General features: G+C 43.7%; 18 protein-coding genes, 1 tRNA gene and 2 pseudogenes. 13 read left to right on the top strand and 8 right to left on the bottom strand.

Going from position 1 to position 23,731, the window contains the following annotated elements; translation table 11 throughout:
• Positions 1–65 precede the first annotated feature (65 nt).
• The gene (locus tag AC6RV6_RS04090) at positions 66–1,937 is read left to right on the top strand and encodes an AAA-like domain-containing protein (protein ID WP_500239128.1); all 1,872 of its coding nucleotides are present in this window, start codon (positions 66–68) and stop codon (positions 1,935–1,937) included.
• 198 nt (positions 1,938–2,135) lie between these two features.
• Here the strand turns inward: AC6RV6_RS04090 and AC6RV6_RS04085 are convergent.
• Both AC6RV6_RS04085 and AC6RV6_RS04080 read right to left on the bottom strand, forming a co-directional pair.
• Positions 2,136–2,206, bottom strand: a tRNA-Cys gene (locus AC6RV6_RS04085).
• A gap of 64 nt (positions 2,207–2,270) precedes the next feature.
• The gene (locus AC6RV6_RS04080; RefSeq protein WP_500239126.1) at positions 2,271–2,753 is read right to left on the bottom strand and encodes a hypothetical protein; all 483 of its coding nucleotides are present in this window, start codon (positions 2,751–2,753) and stop codon (positions 2,271–2,273) included.
• 298 nt (positions 2,754–3,051) lie between these two features.
• On the opposite strand from AC6RV6_RS04080, the gene hemC reads away from it, so the two are divergent.
• Together hemC and pdhA are read left to right on the top strand one after the other, a co-directional pair.
• Positions 3,052–4,023 carry a hydroxymethylbilane synthase gene (gene hemC, locus AC6RV6_RS04075; RefSeq protein ID WP_500239125.1) on the top strand — a complete coding sequence of 324 codons (972 nt, stop codon included), beginning with the start codon at positions 3,052–3,054 and terminating at the stop codon, positions 4,021–4,023.
• Between the two features lie 507 nt (positions 4,024–4,530).
• Positions 4,531–5,568 carry a pyruvate dehydrogenase (acetyl-transferring) E1 component subunit alpha gene (gene pdhA / locus AC6RV6_RS04070; RefSeq protein WP_500239123.1) on the top strand — a complete coding sequence of 346 codons (1,038 nt, stop codon included), beginning with the start codon at positions 4,531–4,533 and terminating at the stop codon, positions 5,566–5,568.
• Between the two features lie 324 nt (positions 5,569–5,892).
• Here pdhA and AC6RV6_RS04065 read toward each other — a convergent pair whose 3' ends face one another.
• Positions 5,893–6,261 carry a DUF1815 family protein gene (locus tag AC6RV6_RS04065; protein WP_500239120.1) on the bottom strand — a complete coding sequence of 123 codons (369 nt, stop codon included), beginning with the start codon at positions 6,259–6,261 and terminating at the stop codon, positions 5,893–5,895.
• Between the two features lie 455 nt (positions 6,262–6,716).
• On the opposite strand from AC6RV6_RS04065, the gene AC6RV6_RS04060 reads away from it, so the two are divergent.
• Positions 6,717–8,324: an NAD(P)H-quinone oxidoreductase subunit 4 gene (locus tag AC6RV6_RS04060; RefSeq protein ID WP_500239118.1), complete on the top strand. Its 1,608-nt coding sequence runs from the start codon at positions 6,717–6,719 to the stop codon at positions 8,322–8,324.
• 284 nt (positions 8,325–8,608) lie between these two features.
• On the opposite strand, the gene AC6RV6_RS04055 is transcribed toward AC6RV6_RS04060, so the two are convergent.
• Positions 8,609–10,204, bottom strand: a complete 1,596-nt coding sequence (locus tag AC6RV6_RS04055) for a SpoIIE family protein phosphatase (RefSeq protein WP_500239116.1) — start codon at positions 10,202–10,204, stop codon at positions 8,609–8,611.
• Positions 10,205–10,538: 334 nt separating this feature from the next.
• On the opposite strand from AC6RV6_RS04055, the gene AC6RV6_RS04050 reads away from it, so the two are divergent.
• Both AC6RV6_RS04050 and AC6RV6_RS04045 read left to right on the top strand, forming a co-directional pair.
• On the top strand, positions 10,539–11,405 hold the full coding sequence (locus AC6RV6_RS04050) for a D-alanyl-D-alanine carboxypeptidase (RefSeq protein ID WP_500239114.1): 867 nt from the start codon (positions 10,539–10,541) through the stop codon (positions 11,403–11,405).
• 3 nt (positions 11,406–11,408) lie between these two features.
• On the top strand, positions 11,409–11,555 hold the full coding sequence (locus tag AC6RV6_RS04045; RefSeq protein ID WP_500239111.1) for a hypothetical protein: 147 nt from the start codon (positions 11,409–11,411) through the stop codon (positions 11,553–11,555).
• 53 nt (positions 11,556–11,608) lie between these two features.
• On the opposite strand, the gene aroF is transcribed toward AC6RV6_RS04045, so the two are convergent.
• The 4 genes from aroF to AC6RV6_RS04025 form a co-directional block, all read right to left on the bottom strand.
• On the bottom strand, positions 11,609–12,457 hold the full coding sequence (aroF, locus tag AC6RV6_RS04040) for a 3-deoxy-7-phosphoheptulonate synthase (RefSeq protein WP_500239110.1): 849 nt from the start codon (positions 12,455–12,457) through the stop codon (positions 11,609–11,611).
• 40 nt (positions 12,458–12,497) lie between these two features.
• A complete protein-coding gene (locus AC6RV6_RS04035; RefSeq protein WP_500239109.1) occupies positions 12,498–12,653 on the bottom strand; it encodes a hypothetical protein in 156 nt (51 codons plus the stop codon).
• Positions 12,654–12,882: 229 nt separating this feature from the next.
• On the bottom strand, positions 12,883–14,958 hold the full coding sequence (locus AC6RV6_RS04030) for a sensor histidine kinase (RefSeq protein WP_500239108.1): 2,076 nt from the start codon (positions 14,956–14,958) through the stop codon (positions 12,883–12,885).
• Positions 14,959–15,025: 67 nt separating this feature from the next.
• Positions 15,026–16,417, bottom strand: a complete 1,392-nt coding sequence (locus tag AC6RV6_RS04025; RefSeq protein WP_500239107.1) for an ABC transporter substrate-binding protein — start codon at positions 16,415–16,417, stop codon at positions 15,026–15,028.
• 210 nt (positions 16,418–16,627) lie between these two features.
• Between AC6RV6_RS04025 and AC6RV6_RS04020 the strand changes: the two are divergent.
• The 7 genes and pseudogenes from AC6RV6_RS04020 to AC6RV6_RS03990 form a co-directional block, all read left to right on the top strand.
• Positions 16,628–17,464 (top strand): annotated as a pseudogene (locus tag AC6RV6_RS04020) (filamentous hemagglutinin N-terminal domain-containing protein); the annotation flags it as partial.
• A 378-nt stretch (positions 17,465–17,842) separates the two neighbouring features.
• Positions 17,843–18,118, top strand: a pseudogene (locus AC6RV6_RS04015) (transposase); the annotation flags it as partial.
• 109 nt (positions 18,119–18,227) lie between these two features.
• Complete coding sequence (locus AC6RV6_RS04010) at positions 18,228–18,578, top strand: hypothetical protein (RefSeq protein ID WP_500239106.1); 351 nt, start codon at positions 18,228–18,230, stop codon at positions 18,576–18,578.
• 292 nt (positions 18,579–18,870) lie between these two features.
• Positions 18,871–19,362, top strand: coding sequence for a DUF928 domain-containing protein (locus AC6RV6_RS04005; RefSeq protein ID WP_500239105.1), 492 nt, complete (start codon positions 18,871–18,873; stop codon positions 19,360–19,362).
• 55 nt (positions 19,363–19,417) lie between these two features.
• Positions 19,418–20,146, top strand: a complete 729-nt coding sequence (locus AC6RV6_RS04000) for a response regulator transcription factor (RefSeq protein WP_500239103.1) — start codon at positions 19,418–19,420, stop codon at positions 20,144–20,146.
• Positions 20,106–22,100, top strand: coding sequence for an ATP-binding protein (locus AC6RV6_RS03995; RefSeq protein WP_500239101.1), 1,995 nt, complete (start codon positions 20,106–20,108; stop codon positions 22,098–22,100). The genes AC6RV6_RS04000 and AC6RV6_RS03995 overlap by 41 nt, the downstream gene beginning before the upstream one ends.
• Positions 22,101–22,261: 161 nt before the next feature.
• Positions 22,262–23,722 carry an eCIS core domain-containing protein gene (locus AC6RV6_RS03990; RefSeq protein ID WP_500239100.1) on the top strand — a complete coding sequence of 487 codons (1,461 nt, stop codon included), beginning with the start codon at positions 22,262–22,264 and terminating at the stop codon, positions 23,720–23,722.
• Positions 23,723–23,731: the final 9 nt, after the last annotated feature.

Genomic DNA, 23,731 nt, shown 5'->3' with positions numbered 1-23,731 from the left:
TGGGAAATTCAAGTCTTGAGATTTGTAACCGATCTTGAGAAAACAGGGACTATCCGCACTTTTTTATGAGCGAAACTCTCAAAGCCTCGATCCGAGGACTAGCAGTAATAGAACGAGCAATTCAACGACAGGGATGGACAAAAACTAACACCCCCGCTTTTTGGACGGCGGCTTATACTTCTCAAGCGACGTTGCGACGCTTTTGGCGAAAGATTCCCATTCAAAAGGCGACTTTTATTGCGATCTGTCTGGCTGTCGAGATTGAAGACTGGGAGGCGATCGCCGATCTCGATGATGCGGAACGAGAAGATCTACCCAATGATATCCTCGCACAAGTGGCAGCATTTCCTACTTACGTCCCAGAGAAACGCCTAGCCGTTTTATTACTGACAGAAGCTGTAGATTTTAGCGATCGCATGACGGCAAATGAGGAACAGGCTTTAGGGTTAATTCGCCGAGACGCGAAGCGTATCGCCCTTTGCTGCAAAGAAGGTGGAGGACGGGTTCTGAAATTTACTGGGGAAGGATTGCTGGTATATTTTACCAGTGCAATTGAGGCGATCGAGTGCGCGATCGCCATTCAGAAAACCCTTATCGAAGGTGTTGCTAACTTTTCCTCTCTCGATATTTTGCCGCATCGTATAGGCATTCATTTAGGAGATATTTATATTACCGAAGGGGAAGTGATGGGCAATGGCATTAATATTGTTGGGGATGTTCTCCTCGAAGCAAAACCGGGGGAAATCTGCTTATCTCAAAGCGTCTATAACGTCGTGAAATCTTCACTGGATAAGGAGATACGAGACTTAGGGAAAAAGCCCCTCGCCAGTTTGTCCGATGCGATCGCCCTCTACTATCTTCCTGCCCTCACTTCCCCATTGCCAACTCAAAGGATCGCACCTCAACTACCAGATCTTCCGTCCGTCCCTGAAGGCCCCATTCCTCTCACTTCTCCTTTTTATATCGAGCGATCGGTGTTAGAACAACAGTGTTACTCGGAACTTAAACAACCGGGAGCTTTATTACGTCTAAAAGCCCCCGGACAAATGGGTAAAACCTCCCTGTTACATCGATTACTGCACCATGCCGCCCGAGGGGGGACTCGTACCGTCCGCTTGAATTTGCTGCAAGTAGAAGATGCGATCTTATCCAGTTTAGAACAATTTTTACGTTGGTTTTGTATTTGCGTAACCCAAAAATTACGCTTGAGTAACCGCGTCAAGGAATATTGGGATGAAGACAATAGCAGCATTCTCAACTGTACTTACTATTTTGAAACCTATCTCTTAGAAGAATGCGAGGAAGGTCTTTTGTTAGGATTGGATGAGGTCGATCGCATTTTCCAATACCCGACAATTACACGAGGATTTTTGCCCATGCTGCGAAGTTGGTATGAGGAAGCTAAGACCTTAGAAATATGGGCAAAATTTCGTTTGATCGTGGCACATTCAACGGAAGAATACGGTTTATTGGATTTGAATCAATCTCCTTTTAATGTCGGTTTACCAGTCGAATTAACAGAATTTAATCGCGAACAAATTGAAAAGTTAGCTCGCTATCATCAATTAGAATGGAATAATACTCAACTTCAGCAAGCGATCGCCATGTTGGGAGGACATCCCTACCTCGTGCGCTTGGCAATGTATCATTTAGCTCGCGGTTATATTACCTTAAAACAATTATTAACAGAAGCACCGACAGGGGCGGGAATTTACGAAGAACACTTGCGCCGTCACGGGCAAACCATTCAAGCCAATTCCCATTTATTGAGTGCAGTCGAAAAGCTAGTTAAAGCACAAGAAGCGATCGAGATCGATACGCTTTCAGCCTATCAGCTTGATAGTATGGGTTTGATTCAAAGACAAGGGAATCTTGTCATGTGGCGATGCCAACTTTACAAACGATATTTTTGCAATATCTTCAGTCCGAAAAATTGATATTATCTCGCACTGCCTCAATTCCTCTTTCTGTTTGACTCATAAAAACCTCTTGACCGATTCTTGACCGAATAACGAGCGCAATTAGAGATAATTGCGCTCGGATAGATGCAGCCAAATGCAGTTAACAAAAATCAACAAATCCCGCACCCCTTGAAAATAAAGGGATACGGGATTCAATTAGACGCAGAAGAACTAAGGCGGCAGTCGGAATCGAACCGACGATAAGGATTTTGCAGACCCCTGCCTTACCACTTGGCTATGCCGCCATGAACTTCCGATTTACTAGCGTAACACAAATCGGAAGACTAGGAGTGAAATTATCCCAATAATTTAGAAATTAATGCCAAATTTAACCGCCGCACTGGGATTATTTTCTAAGGGGCGAGTATCAATCTGTACATCTACCGGTTCAGAAGCCGCAAAATCATAGTTTGCCAACTTGTCATCAAAAGTAAAGTCGCTGTTGACCTTCCATTCATCGGTAGGAATGATGGTGACAACATAATCTCGTTCCCCAAAACAGCGAATGTTATCGCCATTGGTGTTGGGAAGACAGGCAAGATCGCCTATATTTTCAGCTTGATAAGCGACTAACCCGGCTCTGGAATATAGATTAGCCGGGGAAGAAGCCATTCCTCCTTCATGAGACATTGCTTCGGATGCACCATATCCCACACCCCCAAAAATTAATTGATTAGTCGGTTGTAGGGGTTGATAGAAGTCCGAGGTACGAACCTCTGTTTGCGCCAAAGCACTCGCGCCAATTAAGGCAGCGCCACTGGAAAAGGCAACAATCAAAGCAAGAGATTTCATAAGATTTCGTTCTCCTTTTCTCCTTGAGAAAACAGCCCTGAAGAAATATTGCGTTCTTCTTTCTTTATGGTAAAGAAATAATGGCGAGGAGAGATCGCTATCTTTATAAAATTTGGTTTAAGGTCGCACTCCCTTCTTTTTATTTTAAAAAACTTAATCTTTCGTTACTTTTAGAAATAATTTTCCCGTTGCGAGTCATACCGATGGATGGAAGGCGATCGCATTTATAACATTAAGTTAAGCGGGGGTCAGATTGAGATAATCTAGATCGAGTGACTGAATTTTTTATCATCGTTCTATGACCGCCACGATTTCGAGTCCTCCCCGTCCTATTCGCATTGCCTCGCGTAAAAGTCAGCTGGCATTGGTGCAAACCCATTGGGTGCGCGATCGCTTGAAAGAGGCGTTTCCCGATCGCAACTTTGAGGTGCAGGAAATGAGTACCCAAGGGGACAAAATTTTAGATGTCGCCCTCTCCAAAATTGGCGATAAGGGACTATTCACCAAAGAGTTAGAAGTGGGGATGCTGGAAGGACGTGCAGATTTTGCCGTTCACTCTCTCAAAGATTTGCCGACGCGCTTGCCCGATGGGTTAATGTTGGGATGCGTAACGGCACGAGAAAATCCTGCTGATGCGTTGGTGGTACGGGAAGAACACAAGGATAAAACTCTAGAAACTTTGCCAGAGGGCGCAATTATCGGGACTTCTTCCTTACGTCGCTTGGCACAATTGCGGCATTATTTCCCCCATTTTACCTTTAAGGATATCCGAGGCAATCTCAACACGCGGCTGGCGAAATTGGATGCTGAAACAAAAGAGTATGATGCCATCATTTTAGCCGTGGCTGGGCTGGAACGTTTGGAGATGAGCGATCGCGTTCATCAAGTCATTCCGGCAGAAATTTCTCTGCACGCGGTAGGACAAGGCGCGTTAGGAATTGAATGCCGCGAGGGAGATGATGAAATTTTAAACTTATTACAGGCAATTTCTCATCAACCTACTACCTATCGCGCTCTTGCCGAACGCTCTTTTTTACGCGAGCTAGAAGGAGGATGTCAAGTTCCCATTGGAGTCAATACTGTTATCGAAGGAGACAGTCTGACATTAATAGGTATGGTTGCAGCATTGGATGGCAAGCGATTGATTAAAGATACCGTAAGTGGCAAGGCTAGCGATGCAGAACAATTAGGAATCGATCTCGCAGAGATTCTCAAAGGAAAAGGAGCAAAAGAAATTCTGGATGAGATTTTTGCTGAAATTCAACGTTAGAAAGTGAAACTTTAAGCAGTGAAAATTTAAGAGCAGCGCGATCGCGTTTCTGCAAAAGTTGTGAAATGACAATTCATTTCACAACAAAATTTGTAATAATATCTGTTCCCAATCTTCATACTTTTCCTTGCCGTTTGCGTTTAACTCGATTTTTAGATTTTCCCAATTCAAGTAGTATGGGTGTAAATGTAAAGCACTTACATCACTTTGTCGAAAATCGAGTCCGACTTCTTCTTTTAAGAATTGTCCTAATTTTATCTCTGGATCTTTTATAAATGAAAATTTTTCAGGATAAAAAAGAGAATCTGTACAATATCCGATGCAATTTATCAAGCAGTCGATCGCGATATTTCAGTTCTTCCTCGCGAACTCATTCCTGCTAAGTGCGATCGCAATTCTAGAACAGAGCCTCCAACCGCAAGAGGACGCGCCGAAATGGTATAATCACCAATCCCTCTAGCACAATTGCCAGACCAATATTATAGTTGTGTCCATCGAGAAAATTTTATGACTGAAATTGCAGAACGTCCCCTCCCGCAAACCGATACCTCTAACATGAAACTCACCCGAGAAGAGGCATCAATGCTCTACGAAGACATGGTACTGGGGCGACAGTTTGAAGATAAATGTGCTGAAATGTACTATCGGGGCAAAATGTTTGGGTTTGTCCATCTCTATAACGGACAAGAAGCCGTTTCCACCGGGGTCATTAAAGCCATGCGTCCCGATGAAGACTATGTTTCCAGTACCTATCGAGATCACGTTCACGCCCTGAGTGCCAATGTACCCGCCCGAGAGGTCATGGCAGAATTATTCGGTAAAGAAACCGGATGCAGTCGAGGACGAGGGGGATCCATGCACATGTTCTCCGAACCTCATCGTTTACTGGGGGGCTATGCCTTTGTTGCTGAAGGGATTCCCGTCGCCACCGGTGCCGCTTTTCAGAGTAAATATCGTCGAGAAGCCCTCGGAGATGAAAGCGCCGATCAAGTGACTGCCTGTTTCTTTGGGGATGGTGCCAGCAATAACGGGCAGTTTTTTGAATGCCTAAATATGTCCGCACTCTGGAAACTTCCCATCCTGTATGTCGTGGAAAATAATAAATGGGCGATTGGCATGGCCCACGATCGCGCCACTTCTCAGCCAGAAATTTACAAAAAAGCCAGCGTTTTTGGGATGCACGGCGTAGAAGTGGATGGTATGGATTTACTCGCCGTGCGTAAGGTTGCCCAAGAAGCGATCGCTCGCGCCCGGGCGGGAGAAGGTCCCACCTTGATCGAAGCCCTCACCTATCGTTTCCGAGGTCACTCCCTCGCAGATCCCGACGAACTTCGCAGCCCACAGGAAAAAGAATATTGGAACGCCAAGGATCCGATTAAACGCTTTGCCAGCCACGTCCTCGAACAAAATTTGCTGAGTCAAGCAGAGTTAGACGCGATCGATCGGAAAATTCACGACATTATTGAGGATGCCGTGACATTTGCCGAAGCCAGTGCCGAACCCGATCCCAGTGAATTATATCGTTATATTTTTGCGGAAAAATAGACGCTTCTTGTGAGTTAGACGCGATCGCTCATTACCAATTCACAGCAGAAAGAGCCAGTTTCTTTAGGAAAACTGGCTCTTTGCGTGCGATCGTGTTTTTTTTATATTCAGGGTCTTTTATTGTTTTGACCCCATTTAAAAATTAGGGTTTTTATATCAGCTAACCCTATTTGAATACTTATTATCTTGTCAGGGATCGCGCTTTTTCCAAGAATTCATAATATTTTCTTTATGTTTTTGGATTTTGCGACTTTTTTCAAGGATTTCCCGATCCCCAATTTTGGCGAAATGAGATTCTCCTCAAACTCAAAACCCATGATTGACTCAAGTTCCCGTCAACGATACGGGATACGGCTTGGGGGATCTATCGGAAATTGCTGGGGATGAAACAACATTATATTTAACGAGATCGGCCAATTCTTGCAGTTGACTGATGGCTTCTGCACCCTCTAACTTCATCAATTCGCGATCGTCCCGCATTTCCGTCCACGTGATCCCATAGTCGGAAACGAGAAAGCGAATGAGGTGATTTTCTCCCAAACTCACCATAAAGGAGGCACTATTCATCCGATCGCCACAGGTATAGCAAGACGCTAAATAACCTCGACCCTCTAACACCGTTGCTAGTGCTTGCAAATTCATAACGAGATCGCGAACAAATCGACGATGTTGTTGTGCTAATCGTAAAAACACGGCCTTTTCCTCCAAACACCACGTAAATTTCTATTGTAAGTCTTTTAACATTTTCTTAAGATTTTGTCTCGCTCGAAGTAATTTTGTACTCAATATAGGGTGAGATGATTGTGCGATCGCCATTGACAACACATTCTCTTCTACCTCAGCCGAGAGAACCTTTATTCCTCATCATGGCAACGCAGTCCTCAAATGCGATCGATTGTTGACACCGTGAAACCCTCCCATGGTCTCAACTAATACATGTTTTTTGGTTTCTGTCAAGTTTTTAGACTTGATAAGTTTTCTTACTATCTAAATCTGCTTCTGAAATCCTGAGTTTCTTTTCCTGCAAAAGGTTTTAACTGATTTTTATCGGTTTATACTTCTGTTCAGAAATTCTTATCTTCAAGCACCTTTACAAAACTTTGCAAAAATAAATACAATGAAACAGAAGCAATGAGTATTTATTCCTAATGTACTGGTCAAGCATAGAATTTCCGTGGCTGACAGCAACAATCCTGTTACCACTTATCGCTTCCCTAGCGATCCCCGTCATTCCCGATAAAGAAGGTAAAACCTTGCGCTGGTACTCCTTCAGTGCTGGTTTTGCAACCTTAACCCTTGCTTTGTGGGGATTCTGGCAAAATTACAATCCCAGCGAAACGGGATATCAACTCACAGAAACTATTCCTTGGCTGCCGCAACTGGGGGTTAATTGGTCGCTAGGGGTAGATGGTTTATCGATGCCCTTAATTATTTTATCTTGTTTTATAAGCACTCTTGCATTATTGGCATCATGGCGAGTGGAACGCAAACCTCGGTTATTTTACTTCCTTATGTTGGTGCTTTATAGCGCCCAAATCGGTGTTTTTGCAGCCAAAGATTTGTTCCTTTTCTTCCTCGTCTGGGAGTTAGAATTAGTCCCAGTTTATCTCTTGATTTCTATTTGGGGCGGCAAAAAGCGCCTGTATGCAGCGACTAAATTTATTCTTTACACGGCTTTAGCCTCTTTATTTATTCTCGTTGCCGCTTTAGCAATGTCATTTTATGGCGGTAATGTCACCTTTGATATGGCCGAGTTAAGTTTAAAACAGTATCCGATCGCATTAGAAATGTTAACTTATGTAGGATTTCTGATTGCTTTTGGCGTTAAGTTGCCGTTATTTCCTTTCCATACTTGGTTGCCTGATGCTCACGGCGAGGCTTCTGCACCTGTTTCAATGATTTTGGCAGGGGTTTTATTGAAGATGGGAGGATATGGTTTAATTCGCTTCAATGTAGAAATGCTTCCCCATGCTCATATTAAATTTGCCCCCATTCTGATCATTTTAGGAGTGGTTAACATTGTTTATGGTGCATTTGCAGCCTTTGGACAAACCAACTTAAAACGCCGTCTTGCTTATTCATCTATTTCCCATATGGGCTTTGTCTTAATTGGGATTGCCTCTTTTACAGAATTAGGGATGAGTGGGGCAATGTTACAAATGCTTTCTCATGGTTTAATTGCGGCAATTTTATTCTTCTTAGCTGGGGTTGTCTACGATCGTACTCATACTTTAATGATGGACGAAATGAGCGGCCTCGCCAAATTAATGCCGAAAACGTTCGCGCTTTTTGTCACCGGATCGATGGCTTCTCTGGCATTACCGGGGATGAGCGGATTTATTAGTGAGTTAACAGTATTTTTAGGACTCTCTAACAGCGATATGTACGGCACAACCTTTAAGATTGTGGTGATATTTTTGGCTGCAGTTGGACTGATGATTACACCCATTTATTTACTGTCTGGGTTGCGCGAAGTCTTCTACGGGAAAAATAAAGAAGTATTGGTATTTAAGCCTTTTGAAACTGATGCTAAACCTCGGGAAGTTTTCATCGCGGCTTGTTTGGTGATTCCCGTTATTGCGATCGGGGTTTATCCTAAATGGGTGACGGATACTTATGATGTCAAAACTGTCGGAGTAGCGATCGCCTCTCGTCAAGCCTTTCCAATCGTCGCCCGAGAAACGTCTAACCCAACCAGTTCGCACTTTTTACCGATTTCCGCTCCAGCTTTAATTGCACCTACTTTGGACAATTAGCAAGCAAAATTAACAAATCCTAATAAGAGTAAAAGCGATCGCCTCTTAGCGATCGCTTAAATACTGAAGATCCACAGTGGTTGATTAATGGATCGCGAGGAGTGATTCAATTTGTGGAGATTGTCAAGAAAATTTAAGAGAAATGAGGAAAAAGAGAGAGCGCCTGTTTTTTTGTTAAACTGATTTTATCTCTAGGTTGGGATCTCACTGATGGAAACCTACACGCTTGAGGATTTAGTTTGGGCGATCGAGGGCAATTTTCCTTATCAATAGACAATAAATAATCAGTCTTTCTTGAGCGTTACTAAAGTAATATCATCATAAACTGTCTGGGTTCCAATATGGTTTTGTAAATCTTCAAGAATGGCATTTTGAATTTCTTCTACACTTTTTTTATGGTTTAATTGCACGGTCTCGCATAAATTATCCAGCCCATATTGCACGCCGTTAATATCCTCCGCTTCCGAAATGCCATCAGTATAAATGACGATTGTATCTCCCGACTTTAATTCTATCTTGGTTTCATCAATAAATGGCGTAATATCTTCATCTAAGCCGACGGGAAATCCTAAATTAATTGTATCAATTCGATTGAGCTTTCCATCGGCACGCACTAAAATTAATTCTTCATGCTGTCCGCTTAAATATAATGAATTGTTGCGGTAATCCAACAACAAAAGGGTTAGCGTTTTATCAGAATTAATTCGATTAATATTATCAATTAAAACGCGGTTAATCACATCCCAAAATCTCTCTAAATTAGTTTCTTTGTTTGCCAATAAAGTTCGAATTGCCGTTTGCAGGACAATTGTTAACACGCCGCTTTCTAAACCATGTCCTGTCACATCACCAATACAAATTTTGACGCGATCTCCATAGGTAATAATATCGTAATAATCTCCTCCTACCTCTGTTGCCGGTTTCATATATCCAGCAATATCCAATCCGGGGATTTTTTTGAATTCTTCTGGTTTGGGCAAAAACATTTTTTGTAATGCTTGGGTAATTTCTAATTCTCCACTCAGTCGAGAATTCTCTTGTTCTAGTTGTGTATTGAGTGCAGAAATTGCTTTGTTGGCTTGTTCTAGTTGTTGAGTTCGTTCGTTAACTTTTTCTTCTAAAGTATGAAAAGAGTCTTTTAGCTGAGTCGTCATTTGATTGAATGCGTCTGCTAAAATGCCAATTTCATCTTGACTTTGAACTGTAACAAATCGATCCAAGTTACCACGAGCGATCGCGCGAGCGCTATCTACGAGATCTTGAATGGGAGAAGTTAAGCTGCGAGTGAGCCACCAGCCAATTAATAAAGCAACCGGAAGCGTAACCGAAAAAATTATCAAAGAAGTCCGCCTCGCTCGTCTTTGACTCATAATGACTGCTGAAGCATCAAATTCAATGATTAAAAATCCCTCCTGTTGATTAAAATTATCTTGTATGGGGGAATAACTATAAAGAATAAACTGTCCGTTGGGCTTGCGAAATAAGTCCTCTTCCACTGATGTCTTTGTAACTATTCTTTCTTTTCTCTCTAATGGAACAGGAAACCGAACAACCTCTCTGCCAATAATCGAAGTTCGTCCGGGTGGTGGTGCATAGTCTAAAACGAAAACAAATTTTTCATTGGCAAGACGGCGAAATGTAGAAATTCGCTGAATTGAATGATTAATCTCGATAATTTCTTCAAGGCGCTGAATTAAGATATTATAGTAATAGCTTTGAGAATCTTGGGGCTCTACGAGCAAACTATGAAAGTTAGGGGTAATTTGTAAAGCAGTGAGAGAGGTAATATCTTTCAGGCGAGCGCGGAGATCTTGAATTTCAGTCTGATGAAGTTGATGATAAAGACTTTCAGTTAAAATTCCGACGATAAAAAGTGTCAAAAAAGAGTATGCGGCTGTAAGTTTATAGCGCAAACTCCAGCCTCTTTTTGTTCTATTTTGAGAGCTTTTTCTTAAATTTCGGAACATAGAAATTACTTATTGTTATTCGATAATTGATAATTTTTAATTGTTGAGAAAGATTGCGGCCTTCCATCCCGAGAAACTTTGTGATGACCTCCTTTGTCTTTGTTGTCGTCGGAGATCGCGTACTTTTGCCTCTTTCAGTATTACCCAATCTCTGTGATTCGGTAAAACATTCCGGTAAGAGTCGTTCGCCAATCGATAAATAAATGTTAAGATTACTGCGTTTTGTTAAACCAAGGAGTGGAACGGAATGAAACAAAAGCGTCTCGCATCCTTAGCTTCTCTCGCGGTGCTGGCTGCAACGGCGATCGCCCCGATGGGGGTCGTCCGCGCTGAAACCGTAGAAGCGTCGGATCCATTAATCGCCCAATCTGTTGCGGCGGGGATTTGTCCCAACCAATTACAGGGAGCGATCGATCGCGTGATTCGCAATCCGACGTTTTCGGGAGCTAAGTGGGGCATTCACGTGGAAACCTTAGAGGAGGGTCGCGTTCTGTATTCTCATGGAACGAACCAATATTTGATTCCCGCCTCTAATATCAAGATTTTAACCACGGCGGCTGCTTTACAATTGTACGATCCGCTTTCTCCCATTCGTTCCTCGAATTTGGGGAGTTGGGTTCGCACGATCAATCAAAGAAGCCACAATGGTTATGCTGATTCCCTATTGCGCGGAATCGGTGGTGCTGGTGCGGCGCGAGCAGCATTAACTCGTTTGGGGGTGCGGCCGGATTTCCGACAGGCGGATGGTTCTGGGTTATCTCGGAATAATTTAGTTACGCCTTCGGCATTGGTGAGCATTTTAAAGGCGATCGTGCAACGAGGTCACGGAAAAGAGATTTTCTATGCTTCTTTACCCCTCGCCGGACGAACCGGTACCCTCGCACGGCGTTTTCGCGCAACTCCCGCTCAAGATATCGTTCGCGCTAAAACCGGTACTCTGCGAGGCGTGCGAGCGCTTTCTGGCTATTTAGAACACCAAGAGTACGGAGTTCTCGTGTTTAGCATTCTCGTTAATCAACCCGGTCAGTCGGGACAGCGATTATTGAATGCGATCGATAATATTGTGCTTCGCATGGTGAGCATGAATAGTTATAACTGTTCGCGCCGTTTTTAAGCCATGAAACGTTTTTATTTTGGTGTTGAGGAGATTTTGTCTGGTGTTGAGGAGTTACGGGGGTGCAAATTGCACCCCTTTGAATTTTTGGGGGAGTTTGAGGAAGGCGATCGCGTTTTTTTGTGGGAAAGTTTAATTGCGATCGCTTAATCACCCTCGCACGTATCAAGGGTACAAGCATTGCACCCCGATAAAAATAATCTTCAAGCGGCGGCGAATTCCTCAGCAATACGGACGGTACGTCCCGAGGCTGTCGCAATGAGGGATAGCGATCGCACTAACTCTATCATCGCTTCGAGGGAGAGTGCCTGACGCGCATCGGAAACGGATTTTTCCGGTTCCGGGTGACATTCGATGATTAACCCATCAGCACCGCAAGCGATCGCGGCTTTGGCTAAGGGGGCGACGAATTCCCTCTTACCGGTGGCGTGGGACGGATCGACAATCACGGGAAGATGTGTGAGTTGTTGTAGGGCGACCACTGCACCCAAGTCGAGGACATTGCGCGTCTGGGGATCAAAGCTGCGAATCCCTCGCTCGCAAAGGACAACATTCGGGTTACCATGACTGAGAATATACTCTGCTGCCCCGAGAAATTCCTCGAGGGTTGCCGAAAGTCCTCGTTTGAGTAAGATAGGTTTTCCTGCCTGTCCGAGGGCTTTGAGGAGATCGAAGTTCTGCATATTGCGACTGCCCACCTGTAGCATATCTGCATGAGTTGCGATCGCGTCAATTTGGTCAATCGCCATGACTTCGGTAATGATGGGAATGCCGAATTTTCGCCGTACTCGAGTGAGAATTTCTAAGCCTTCCGGCCCCAATCCTTGGAAGGAGTAGGGAGAAGTACGCGGCTTGTAAACGCCACCCCGCAAGGCTTGGACAGGAGCAGAGCCTAATTTGCGAGCCACGGTTTCCATTTGGCTCAAACTTTCTACGGTACAGGGTCCGCCAATGATGACGATTTCCGCATCGCCAAAGGTGACGTTTTCGGAGAGTTGCACGCGGGTTTTGTGCTGGGGATGGGTTTTTTCGTTGAGTTTGGCGGTTAACATGATTTCCTCGTGAGTATAATGAGCAATAAAAAAGCCCGGACTATGCCGGGGAAAAGACAACGCAATACGAACGCATCCACCCGGCTAAGTTGGCGGCCAGATAAAGTAAAATCCGTAAAACCAAAGATGGAGAGTTGCGATCGCCATTGTCTCGATAGAGTTGTGGGTTGTTTCCAGTCCCATCAAAAAACCGCAAGTTTTTTATGCTTGCGGTTCGCCGATTTCATACCAGATTCAACTGGATTCACTGTCGGCGAACCAAGCTAAACCAAAAATAAAAGTAGTGGCAATTAAATTTCATGGAATGGAAAAAGAAAAACTTTGTTGTTTGAGATTCTTCTCACGCTAGCAGAAAAGGGGTGTAATGTCAAGGTTTATTGCATCGCTGGTGACTGGTGACTGGTGACTGGTGACTGGTGACTGATTTAAAGCGGTCTCGGTAACTCGATCGCAAAGGTCGTCCCCCGATCGCGTTGGGAGTCGCAGGATAATGTCCCGCCGTGTTGTTCGACGATGACCGAGTAACAGATCGATAAGCCCAACCCTACCCCTTTTCCGACGGGTTTGGTGGTGAAAAACGGCTCAAAAATGCAGCCGCGCACGGCTTCCGTCATGCCGATCCCATTATCCACGATCGCGATCGCCACCCGCTCTGCCGATAACACTCGAGTTTGAATGTGCAAAGTGGGGGTTTCGACGAGATTTCGAGCGATCGCGTCCTCGATCGCATCAATGGCATTCCCTAAGATATTGAGAAAAACTTGATTGAGTTGTCCGGCGTTGCACTTGACGCGGGGGAGAGATTGGTAATCTTTGGTCACGATAATTTCTGGGCGTTTCGGCTGGGCATTGAGACGGCTTTGTAACACCAGCAACGTACTATCTATCCCTTCCACGAGATCGACAGGTTTCACCCCTGTTTCATCGAGACGGGCAAAAATTCGCAGGGAGAGGACAATATCGCGAATCCTGCGGGCTCCTGTGGCAATAGAATCAAGCATTTTGGGCAGATCGTCGGCGACAAATTCCAGATCGATGTCTGCTAAAACATCGCGAATTTCTGGGGTCGGCTCGGGATAGGCTCGTCGGTAAAGTTGGACGAGTTGCAGTAAATCTAAAGTATCCTGTTGTAAATGTTCCGCGTTCCCGTAAATAAAGCTGACAGGGTTGTTAATTTCGTGAGCAATTCCCGCCACCAATTGACCCAAACCCGCCATTTTTTCCGTTTGAATCAATTGCGCTTGGGCGATCTTGAGCTTTTTGAGGGTTTGTTGTAATTGAGCGTTATTTTGACTCAATTCTTGGGTTCGCCGTTCGACTTTGGCCTCGAGATCTTGGCTGTATTCTGTGAGTTGTCCGTAAGCCGATCGCAATTCGAGAATAGTTTGATTGAAGGCTTTGGCGAGGGTCCCGATTTCATTGTCGATGAGAATGGGGGTGGTGGGGAGGGTTTGAAATTCTTGACGCTGCACCCCTTCGCTGACTTGGCGGGCGGTTTTGGCGATGGCGAGAATGGGTCTGACAATTTGACGACCGAGGATCCACATTCCCAAAGCAAGGAAAATGGAGCATCCCAACCCGATCGCGGCGATGGCGATCGCTAAATTACGGGCGGGGGTAAAGGCTTCTCGTTGGCTTTGTTCGGCTAATAATGCCACATCTTGTGGTTCTAGGAAACGATAAACGCCAATGACGGGAATATTTCGATAGTTGCGATAGAGTCCGCGATCGCTTTTTCCTGCCATAGCTGCAATAATGCCCGGGCTGGAAAGTCCTTCGGTAAATTCTGCTGACTCAAAGCCCTTGGAAGTGAGGAAAACATAGCGGATGCCAAGAGAGCCGCCAATATTGCCACCCACATTAGCCACGAGATAGGTTTCTCCGGTTTGACCCAGATCGCGATCGCGGTTGATAATCGTATCAATGCGTTGGAGATCTAAATGAGTAGCGAGGGAGCCAATATTTTTTCCATCTCTGTCTAAAATGGGGGTTTCAAAAGTAATTTGCGGTTTACCTGTCTTGGGATCGGGGTAAAAATTAGCACTGGGAAGCGGATTTTTATCGAGGGAGAGTCGGCTATATTGCACCCGAGGCTGATATTTGCCAATCTTTTCCGCATGACTGGAAGCCAAAATGCGACTGCTGCGGGAGAGAAGAAAGATTTCTTGGAGTCCGGATTCTTGACCGACAAATCCCCCCAAGACTTGATTGAGGAAGAGGCGATCGCTTTCTTTGCCTTCCTGTAATAGGGCTTCTAGGCGATCGCGGACGGGGGGAAGATCGGCAAGGGATTGTAAAGATCGCGCCCGATCCAGCAACCAGCGATCGATTTCTGCTTCTTTGAGGGAAACAGCTAAACTCAAGCGATCGAATACAGCTTGGGTGAGAGAAGATTTGGCGCGATCGAAGGCAGCAACTCCCATCAAAGTTACGCCAACGAGGGAGAGGATGAGAAACGAACCGATAATTTGTACCAGCAGGCTTTTTTTCCAGATCCCCATTTTTTTAATTCAAAATTCCAAAAAATTCACTTTTTCATACTTGATAATTTTGAATTGATGATTGTCATTACCAATCTTCGGCGATCGCTTGAATTTGGGCGATCGCTTCATCTGCTGCTTTGGTGGGAGTCCATCCCTCATTCAGAATACGCGAGATGGCACGACCCCAAACATTTTCTGCTTGTACGCGGGCATAAGCGGGGTTAAAAACGGGATAGGAAGGTCGAGTGAAGCCATCGCTAAACTGTCGCGCAGCAACAGCAACGTGGGGATCTTCTTCATCGTTCCAAAACGGATCTTCCCATAATTCCGGCATAACGGGAAACCAGCGACCGGAAGAACCTTTGACGTATTCCCCGAGGCGATCGGGTTGAATGAGGAAGGCGAGGAAACTTTTAGCGGCTTCTTGTTGGGGGGAGGTGGTGAAAATGAGGGCGTGTTTGACTCCGACGATATAGTTAGGGGGTTCGCCGTCGGGTTCTTTGGGAAAGGGAATGGTGGCCATTTCTTCGCGATATACTTGGGGATCGGAGCGTTGGGAACCCGGAATGGAGAGGGTGGGGTTCACAGTCATGACCACTTGGCGATTGAGAAAACTGGCATTATTATCGGCATCTGCCCATGCGATCGCGTTTTCGGGGACGTAGCCTTCGCGATAAAAACGGGTGAACCAGTCGAGGGTTTGAATGATGCCGTCGCGAATTTCTGGGCGATCGACTTGGAGGTTCCCCTCGCGATCGACGATTTCTACGTCGTAGGCTTCCAGCATTTGTTCAAATTGATAGAAGGTATCCACGGCGTAGGGTGCATAAGTGAGTCCCAGACCATAGATATCTTCTTGCCCTTGCTCTCTGAGGCGATTTTGCACTTGTTTCCAAAAATTCCAAAAGTTATCCCAATCTCGAGGGATATCGGCTTCGCTAAATCCAGCTTCTGTCAGTAAATCCCGCCAATAGTGAATGTGAATGGTTTGCTGTTCGATGGGGACAGCATAATAGGCGCGTTGGTTGGTTTTGTTGTTAAAAAGGCGCACGGATTCGAGGGCGCTGGAACTATAGCGAGATTTTACAGGTTCGATGAGTGGGGATATGTCTGCGAGTTGTCCTTGCCACGCCCAACGGGGACTCTCGATAAAGTCAGCGCGGACGGAGAATAATATATCGGGAGGATCTCCGGTTTCTAAGGCTTTGAGGGTGCGAGGGAGAAGATCCTCTTCGTGAATGAATTTTAAGTTAACTTTGAGAGTTTCTTGTTCTTGCCATTGCGCGATCGCATTTTCGAGAGCTTGGTCTTCTTCGGGATAAAAACCTTGACTCCACCATATCGTTAAGTTATCGCGATCTTTGCTTTTGGGGGAGGATTCTGGGGGGGAATTGCCGGTACAACTATTAAGCAGGAGACCTAACAGGAGTAGTGAAAATAAATAGCAAGGGCGCATGAGTATTGAGTTTTCTAGCATTCTTGCCCTAATATAACGAATTCGCAATTCACAATTGGGTAGATTTTTGTTGACAAGATGTGCATATTGCGAGGCGATCGCATCCAAGAAGAAAAGTAGGGGTGAATTTTTTTGGATCGCGTTTCCTAAATCTCTCAATATTGAGAAACTTTACCGATATTTTTCTCTTTTTTAAGAGAAAAGACAATAATTATTCAAGGAGTGGTGAAAATGAGTGAAAAGCGGGTGAATTGGCTGACACCGTTGGGCGCAGTTTTGGCATTAGGGTTGGGAAATTTGGCGGAAGTCGCAGCACAATCGGTGATTCCCGATGATACGTTGGAGGCGGAAAGTTCCCGGGTGCATGGGGTGAATGGGAACCGCGATCGCGTTGAGGGAGGGGCATTACGAGGGGCGAATTTGTTTCATAGTTTCCGCGAGTTTAGTGTTCGCGAAGGGCATGAGGTTTATTTTGCGAATCCTGACGAGGTTAATAATATATTTAGTCGGGTAACGGGGGCAAATGCGTCTCATTTATTGGGAACTTTGGGAGTTTTGGGGGAGGCAAATTTCTATTTAATTAATCCGCAGGGGATTATTTTTGGGGAGAATGCGAGTTTGGATATTCGCGGGTCATTTGTGGGGAGTACGGCGAGTGCGGTGCTGTTTCCCGATGGCAGTCAATTTAGTGCTATAAACCCGGAAATGCCGCCGTTACTGGTGAATAACGTGCCGATAGAGATTGAGTTACAGTTTGCGGGGGAGACGGCTGCGATCGTCAATTTGGGGCGCTTGGGAGTGGGGGAAGATTTGACGTTGGTCGGGGGAAGATTGGATTTACAAGGGCAGGTGATTGCGGGAGAAGATTTATATTTGCAAGGGCAAGAAACAGTAACAATTCGAGATAGCAAAAGTGCGCCTTTTATTGCGGCGGCTGGAGGGGAGTTAGAGATACGAGGAGATGATGCGATCGATATTTTTGCCTTGAATCATCTGGAGAGTGGGTTGTTTTCCGGTGGCGATATGGTCTTGAAGAGCAATAATACTGTGATTGGCGATGCTCATTATTATAGCGGGGGAAGTTTTGCGATCGAGCAGTTAGATGGAAGTTTGGGCGGTTTAGAAAGTCCTACAGATCCGATAATTCGTTCTCTGGGTGATGTAAGTTTTGATTCTTATCAAGGAGCCTCGTTGCATATTTTAGCAGGAGGTAAAGTAGAAATTCCGGGTTTAATTTGGATTACTGGCGCAGATTCAATTAATGGATTAATCGAAACAGTGGCGTTATCAGATGGGAGCATAGTAAATATTGATGGCAAAAATGAACCGACTGTGGATATTCGTGCAGGAGTCGATCCTGCATTTGTCGGGAGTCCATCAATTCCCACTACTGCATCAAGTGCTGACATTAATATCGGTACAATTCTTTTTGCAGATCCAACTTTAATTGCCGATTGGTTAAAAAAAGCAGCAGAATATTATGTAGAAAGTTGTGGAACTATCCGAAGATGGATTGGAGAAATCATTGCTTATTTTGACTATCGAACTACTCAAGGAGTAGTGGAAGGAATTAACAATAAATTGAAATTAATTAAGCGTTCGAGGGATGGCGAGGTTTCCTCGCCATATCCAATCGACCAAGACAAACGAAAAGGATACGGCTTCAGAAACTTTGATAATTTCAAAATCAGAGTTGGGTTGGATTCGTTTTTCTCAACTTAGTTCTACATACTAGGTTCGGTAGACTCGATTAATCGATAAGTTACAGGTTTTAAGTCCGGCAACAATTGGTTTAGATATTTATCATTCAGAGAACTTTAAAGAGGATTTATTGCCTTTTTTCCAAGCGCAAGATAATTTATTCTATATTTGTAAAAAGCGATCTAAAAATCTCGATTACAAATCTACTGGACAGTCTCCACTAGGATATTTATATAATATTAATCAAGGAGATAGTAGTTATCAAAAATTTGATGATGGTGCGACTCAGATTCTTATTGACTATACTTCATATCAAAACTCATTTCAAGAACGATTTCACCATATTTCTTTAAAAGAAATTCTAGAAAACAAGATACCAATTTCTTTTCTTCCTATAACTTTAACTTTAGTTATCGGTTATAGTTTAACAATTACAAATATCCCTTTCAATTTTTTTGCCGATCATTCATTAGAAAATTAACCATGAAACACTTTGCCACTAAAACATTCTTGATTTTTTTATATCTATTTGTTCTCAATTCCAATTCTCCGATTTTTTCTCTTCCTATAGAAAATAGAAAGTAAAGTTTAGACAAGGAGTATACTATTATTTTTCAAAGATCAAATGTTCCCGATAATGGAAAACCTGTTGGTACTCCAGAAGGTGCAGGAACAGGAGGATTATGTCAAGTAGATAATCAGACAATAGAAATTAATCCGCTTATTGCTCTTGTTTCTATCGCTGATACAGAAACGCCAGATATTAGCTTTGTTTGGGGAGAAACAACGAAGTAAATCCGACATTTTTCTTTTATGTTGCTTATCCAAATAGCAGTTATGCTGAATTTGTTCTCAATAATGAAGAAGGAGAAGAGGTCTATAGTAGCGATCTGTTTGCTTTAGCAGGCACGCCCGGTATTGTTGCGTTTACTCTTCTAGAAGGCAATGTTTTAGAAGTCGGTAAAGCTTATCACTGGTATTTTAAAATTAAATGCGATCGCGAAGGTTCGACAGATGATTTTGTTGATGGTTGGGTGCGAAGGGTACCAGAACTCGATCGCGAATTATTATCGGACAAAAATGAAATAGAAATAGCGATCGCTTATGCTGAGGATGGGATATGGTTAGATGCCCTCAGCTTACTCGCACAATTGAGAAATCAGTCTCACGATCGCAATACTATTGATAAACTCTGGAATGACTTGTTAGAGCAAGGTGGTTTTGCTGAATTGAGTCAAGAAGAAATTATTCTTTACGCTCCTTAAACCATCCGATCGCGATCGCAAAATGCTACCATGAAAGATAATTGATTTTGCCTTCATGAGTGGCTGCCCTCCTATTTCTATCTTAATTGTTGAAGATGAAGCCGTGACCCGGAAACGACTTCAGGCACATTGCGATCGCCAAGGTTACGAAACCAAAGCCGTAGCAACCAAACAAGCTGCTCTAACGCATCTCCATCGCGATCGTCCGCAGATTGTTCTCTTAGACGTTCTTTTACCGGATTCTTCGGATTTTCAACTCGCTACCCGCATTGGAGAACAACGCAACTGTGGTTTAATTATTATTAGTTCTCTCAACGATCGCGACTATCGTTTAGAAGGATTGCGAGCAGGGGCTGACGACTATTTAAATAAACCTGTTGATATTGACGAACTGCTCTTAAAAGTCTCTAAACTGGCAACTCGCATTCAACCTGAATTGAGTTTATCTCAATCATTTCAATTTGAAGACTGGATATTTACTCCCGATCGCTGTGAATTACAACACGAAAAAAGGAAAATCATTTCTTTAACCACAAAAGAACAAGAACTCTTACTTATTTTTGTACGCTCGCCTAAGCAACTTTTTTCCCGCGATCGCCTACTTGGATTATTAGCATCTTCAGAGGTTAATTGTAGCGATCGCGCCATTGATTCTCGTATTGTTCGCCTGCGAAAGAAAATCGAAGTCAACCCGCGATCGCCTAAAATCTTACAATCGGTCTATGGGGGAGGATATCGCTTCAATGCAGAAGTTCGCATCGTCGATCGCTCGTCTGAGTCGTAAATTATTTTCTCAATCAATCTTCTCGCAGGATGACTTGAGAGAGAAGCACGATCGTAACTTTAAACAGTGGCGAATTTTTTTGCGAGAACTGCCAATTTTTTTAGTTTTATATTTTGTTTCCTTTGGTCTCTTGTTTCCTCTCATCGATCGCAGTGCCTCTATTACCAGTTTACCTATAATACTTTATGCGACCTGGAAATTCGGTTGTTTTGCCGGGATTATCACGGCTGTAATTTTTATTCCTATTGGTTTATTCAGTGTTTATATTGTCGGTGGAGAAGAACACTTTTCCCAGATTTCTACTCCTTTTTGGCTAGGGCATTTTGGGATGATTGTATTTTCTTATTTCTTTGGTCAAGCTAGGCTATTACAAAAACACTTACGTCAAGAACTCGAGAGAACTCAGGCTCTCCAACAAAAACTCCAACAAGAAAAAGACAACGCAGAGATTGCCAACCGTGCTAAAGATACACTTTTGATGAGTATCAGCCACGATTTGCGAACCCCCATGAGCGCGATCGCCCAAACCGCCCAACTCCTGCGCTACGATATCGATCGCGATCGCCGTCTTTCCCTCATCGATAATATCGAAACTTCGACCCAGCAACTCTTACAAGTCGTCAATGATTTACTCTCTCTCTATCGCAGCAATATCGGTACTATTGCCGAAGTGAGAGAATCTTTTTGCCTGCGACAAGCAATCGCAGAGATATCTCGTTTGATGCAGCCACTGTTTACTGAAAAAGGATTAACGCTAAGCGATCGCATTGCTCCCGATATTCCCGACGAATTATTTGGTCATCCTAAACTATTGCGCCAAGTTCTCTTTAATTTATTGGGAAATAGTTTAAAGTATACCGATTGCGGCGGTGTAGAAATTGCCATTACTCTCCAAAAACAGCAGAATGAAAGCGTAGAATTGCTTTTTTCCTTGCACGATACCGGACGAGGAATTCCTCCAGAACGCATTCCGGGCATTTTAGATGAATCCTATCGTTTTTCGCGTTTGGAAGGTCAAGGAGAAGGCTATGGGTTGGGCTTGGGAAATTGTCAGCGCATGATTGCAAAGATGGGAGGAACTCTGAGGATCGAGTCTGCTGAAGGTCAAGGAACAACCATTTTGCTTGAACTGAGTTTTCGCAAAGTGCATCAAACAGAGATATTTGCATCCCAGCGATCGCGATCGCATTTTATTCCTCGTCCCTTAGCCACAGCCCAGAAAATCCGGGTTTTATTAGTAGAAGATGATGCCGTAAATCTGGCCACTGTCGTCAAAATGTTGCAGATGTTGAATTGTGAGGTCGCAGCAACAACGAATGGTGTAGACGCATTGGTCAAAAGTAGAAAAGAAGAATTTGCGCTGGCGATCGTTGATATGCAGCTTCCCGATATGACAGGGATAGAGATCGTGCAGGATTTACAGAAGCGCAGCCAAAGTATGCCTTATACCGTATTATTAACCGCTAATATCTTACTCGCTTCCCTCAAAGAATCTCTGCATTCTCCCATCGATCTCATTTTAACCAAACCGATTCGATTTGAAGAACTGCAACGCATCCTCGATCGCCTGAATACTGCCGATGAAATGCGATCGCAGAGACTTCCCATTTGTCTTGATGAGGCTTTTTTAAGTCAAGAAACTGACATTCTGGGAATAGAGACCATGAGAGAATTAGGGGAAATTTTTCGCGAGACAGCATTGACTTCTCTCGATGAATGCTTGCGGACTTATGCAACAGAGGAATACCGACAATGCGCCCTCAATGCCCATCGTTTGAGCAGTGCTGCGGTCAATATGGGATTGGTTGCACTGGCAAAAGTAGCAAAAGAGATTGAAAAAGTCTGCGATCGCCGCGATCGCTTGCAACTTTATCGCTTATTGAAAGACTTGGTACGAGAATGCGACAGAGGAAATGAAGAATTAGAACGGTTTTTGCGCGATCATACCCCCTGAAAACCGCTTTCAGAATCAAACTCGACACAAAACTTTACAATTTTTCGCTCTTTTGCCATATTTCTGACACATTCTTTGCTTAATATCGCGAATGCAAGCCTCGATTCTGTTTTCGATTTGGCTCCCTAGGGTTTGCACTACTTCTATCTCAAGGTATTGCCATGACTTCACGATACAGAACCTATCAGCAGCAATCTCGCAAAGCTGTCCAGACAAAACACAATGAATCCCCGAAGAAGCAACAACCTCGGAGCCAACATGAGTATCAGTTTGCTAATGTCCCCCCTCGGGCGACCATTGATAATGTTTCTCGGTCTTCTGTGGTACAACCCAAACTACAAATTGGGGAAGTGGGAGATAAATACGAACAAGAAGCCGATCGCGTTGCTCATCAAACAGTAGAACAAATTAACGCTCCACAAACAGAACAAGTGCAGCGAGATATTCTCTCTCGAGAAGAAGGAGAATTGCAAATGAAGCCGTTAGCAGAAAAAAGAGTACTGCAAGCGAAACCAATACCTACCATTAGTCCTTTGCAAACTCCGAAAATTTCCCTGCAAGCGAAAGGTGTGGGAGGAGGAGAAGCCAGTCAAGATTTAGAAGAAAATATCCATCGTGCTAAGAGTGGAGGACAGTCTTTAGCTCCTGAGTTGCAAGCGAAAATGGGACAGGCAATAGGTGCGAATTTTAGTAATGTTAAAGTGCATACCGATACGAATTCAGATCGTTTAAATCAATCTCTCCAAGCCAAAGCATTTACGACAGAACAACATATTTTTTTCAAGAAGTCGGAATATAATCCCACGAGCAAAAGCGGACAGGAATTAATTGCTCACGAGTTAACTCATGTTGTTCAACAAAATAGTAGCGCCGTTCAATGTAAAAATGACAATACAATTGTCCAAAAAGATGAGCAAGAAGACAAAAGAAAAAAAAGCGCAGAGGTTAAGCTTTTATTGCCCCTATTGAATTCATCTCCTACAATCAAAAAGAAAGGATTATCCGGAGTAACAGTATCGGATTTTGTCGATCTCGATACGAAAGGATTAAAAATACCGATCAAAGATATTAGCCTTTTTAAAGCAATGTCTTGGTACTGCAACAAAGAATACTCTACAGAGAATACCAACTCAATTTTAATGATGAAAGCCTTGAATATTGACTCGATCGAGCAAATCATGGCAGTCACCGAGCGATTTTGCCAGCGATTAACAAACTATAAATATGACAGATATTTGCCCCGGATTTCTTATTACTATGGTGATATCCCAGAAGATATCAACTTACCGAGTAATGTAATGACTAAAATGGTCAATAATTACACCACGATCCGTAATGCAACATATGATGAAACAGACAAGCGAAGACCTACAAAAGATTGGGATATCGATCTTCTCGTGCAAACCCAAATTACAATGATTGCAGGTTTTGAAAATGTGAAAAAAGAAATTCTAAGTCTTTTACGTGACAGTTTAAATCGATTCCTTCGTAACTCAGAAGTCATGAAAGCGGTAGCTATGATGAGAAGCTTGAGTTCAATTCCGGGAGGAGCGATGAAAGCACGGATATTGGGTGGATATAACGAATCAAGCGATTATCCACCAACAAGAAAGAGAAGATAATTAGTTATC

The sequence above is a fragment of the Spirulina sp. LEGE 11439 genome (assembly GCF_059821285.1).
The sequence above is the reverse complement of the archived record's forward strand: the minus strand, read 5'-3'. Positions and strand labels throughout refer to the sequence as shown.

Coding starts and splice junctions, on each gene's coding strand:
- AC6RV6_RS04090 (WP_500239128.1), top strand. CDS start 66: ATGAGCGAAACTCTCAAAGCCTCGATCCGAGGACTAGCAGTAATAGAA.
- AC6RV6_RS04080 (WP_500239126.1), bottom strand. CDS start 2,753: ATGAAATCTCTTGCTTTGATTGTTGCCTTTTCCAGTGGCGCTGCCTTA.
- hemC (WP_500239125.1), top strand. CDS start 3,052: ATGACCGCCACGATTTCGAGTCCTCCCCGTCCTATTCGCATTGCCTCG.
- pdhA (WP_500239123.1), top strand. CDS start 4,531: ATGACTGAAATTGCAGAACGTCCCCTCCCGCAAACCGATACCTCTAAC.
- AC6RV6_RS04060 (WP_500239118.1), top strand. CDS start 6,717: ATGTACTGGTCAAGCATAGAATTTCCGTGGCTGACAGCAACAATCCTG.
- AC6RV6_RS04050 (WP_500239114.1), top strand. CDS start 10,539: ATGAAACAAAAGCGTCTCGCATCCTTAGCTTCTCTCGCGGTGCTGGCT.
- AC6RV6_RS04045 (WP_500239111.1), top strand. CDS start 11,409: ATGAAACGTTTTTATTTTGGTGTTGAGGAGATTTTGTCTGGTGTTGAG.
- aroF (WP_500239110.1), bottom strand. CDS start 12,457: ATGTTAACCGCCAAACTCAACGAAAAAACCCATCCCCAGCACAAAACC.
- AC6RV6_RS04030 (WP_500239108.1), bottom strand. CDS start 14,958: ATGGGGATCTGGAAAAAAAGCCTGCTGGTACAAATTATCGGTTCGTTT.
- AC6RV6_RS04025 (WP_500239107.1), bottom strand. CDS start 16,417: ATGCTAGAAAACTCAATACTCATGCGCCCTTGCTATTTATTTTCACTA.
- AC6RV6_RS04000 (WP_500239103.1), top strand. CDS start 19,418: ATGAGTGGCTGCCCTCCTATTTCTATCTTAATTGTTGAAGATGAAGCC.
- AC6RV6_RS03995 (WP_500239101.1), top strand. CDS start 20,106: ATGCAGAAGTTCGCATCGTCGATCGCTCGTCTGAGTCGTAAATTATTT.
- AC6RV6_RS03990 (WP_500239100.1), top strand. CDS start 22,262: ATGACTTCACGATACAGAACCTATCAGCAGCAATCTCGCAAAGCTGTC.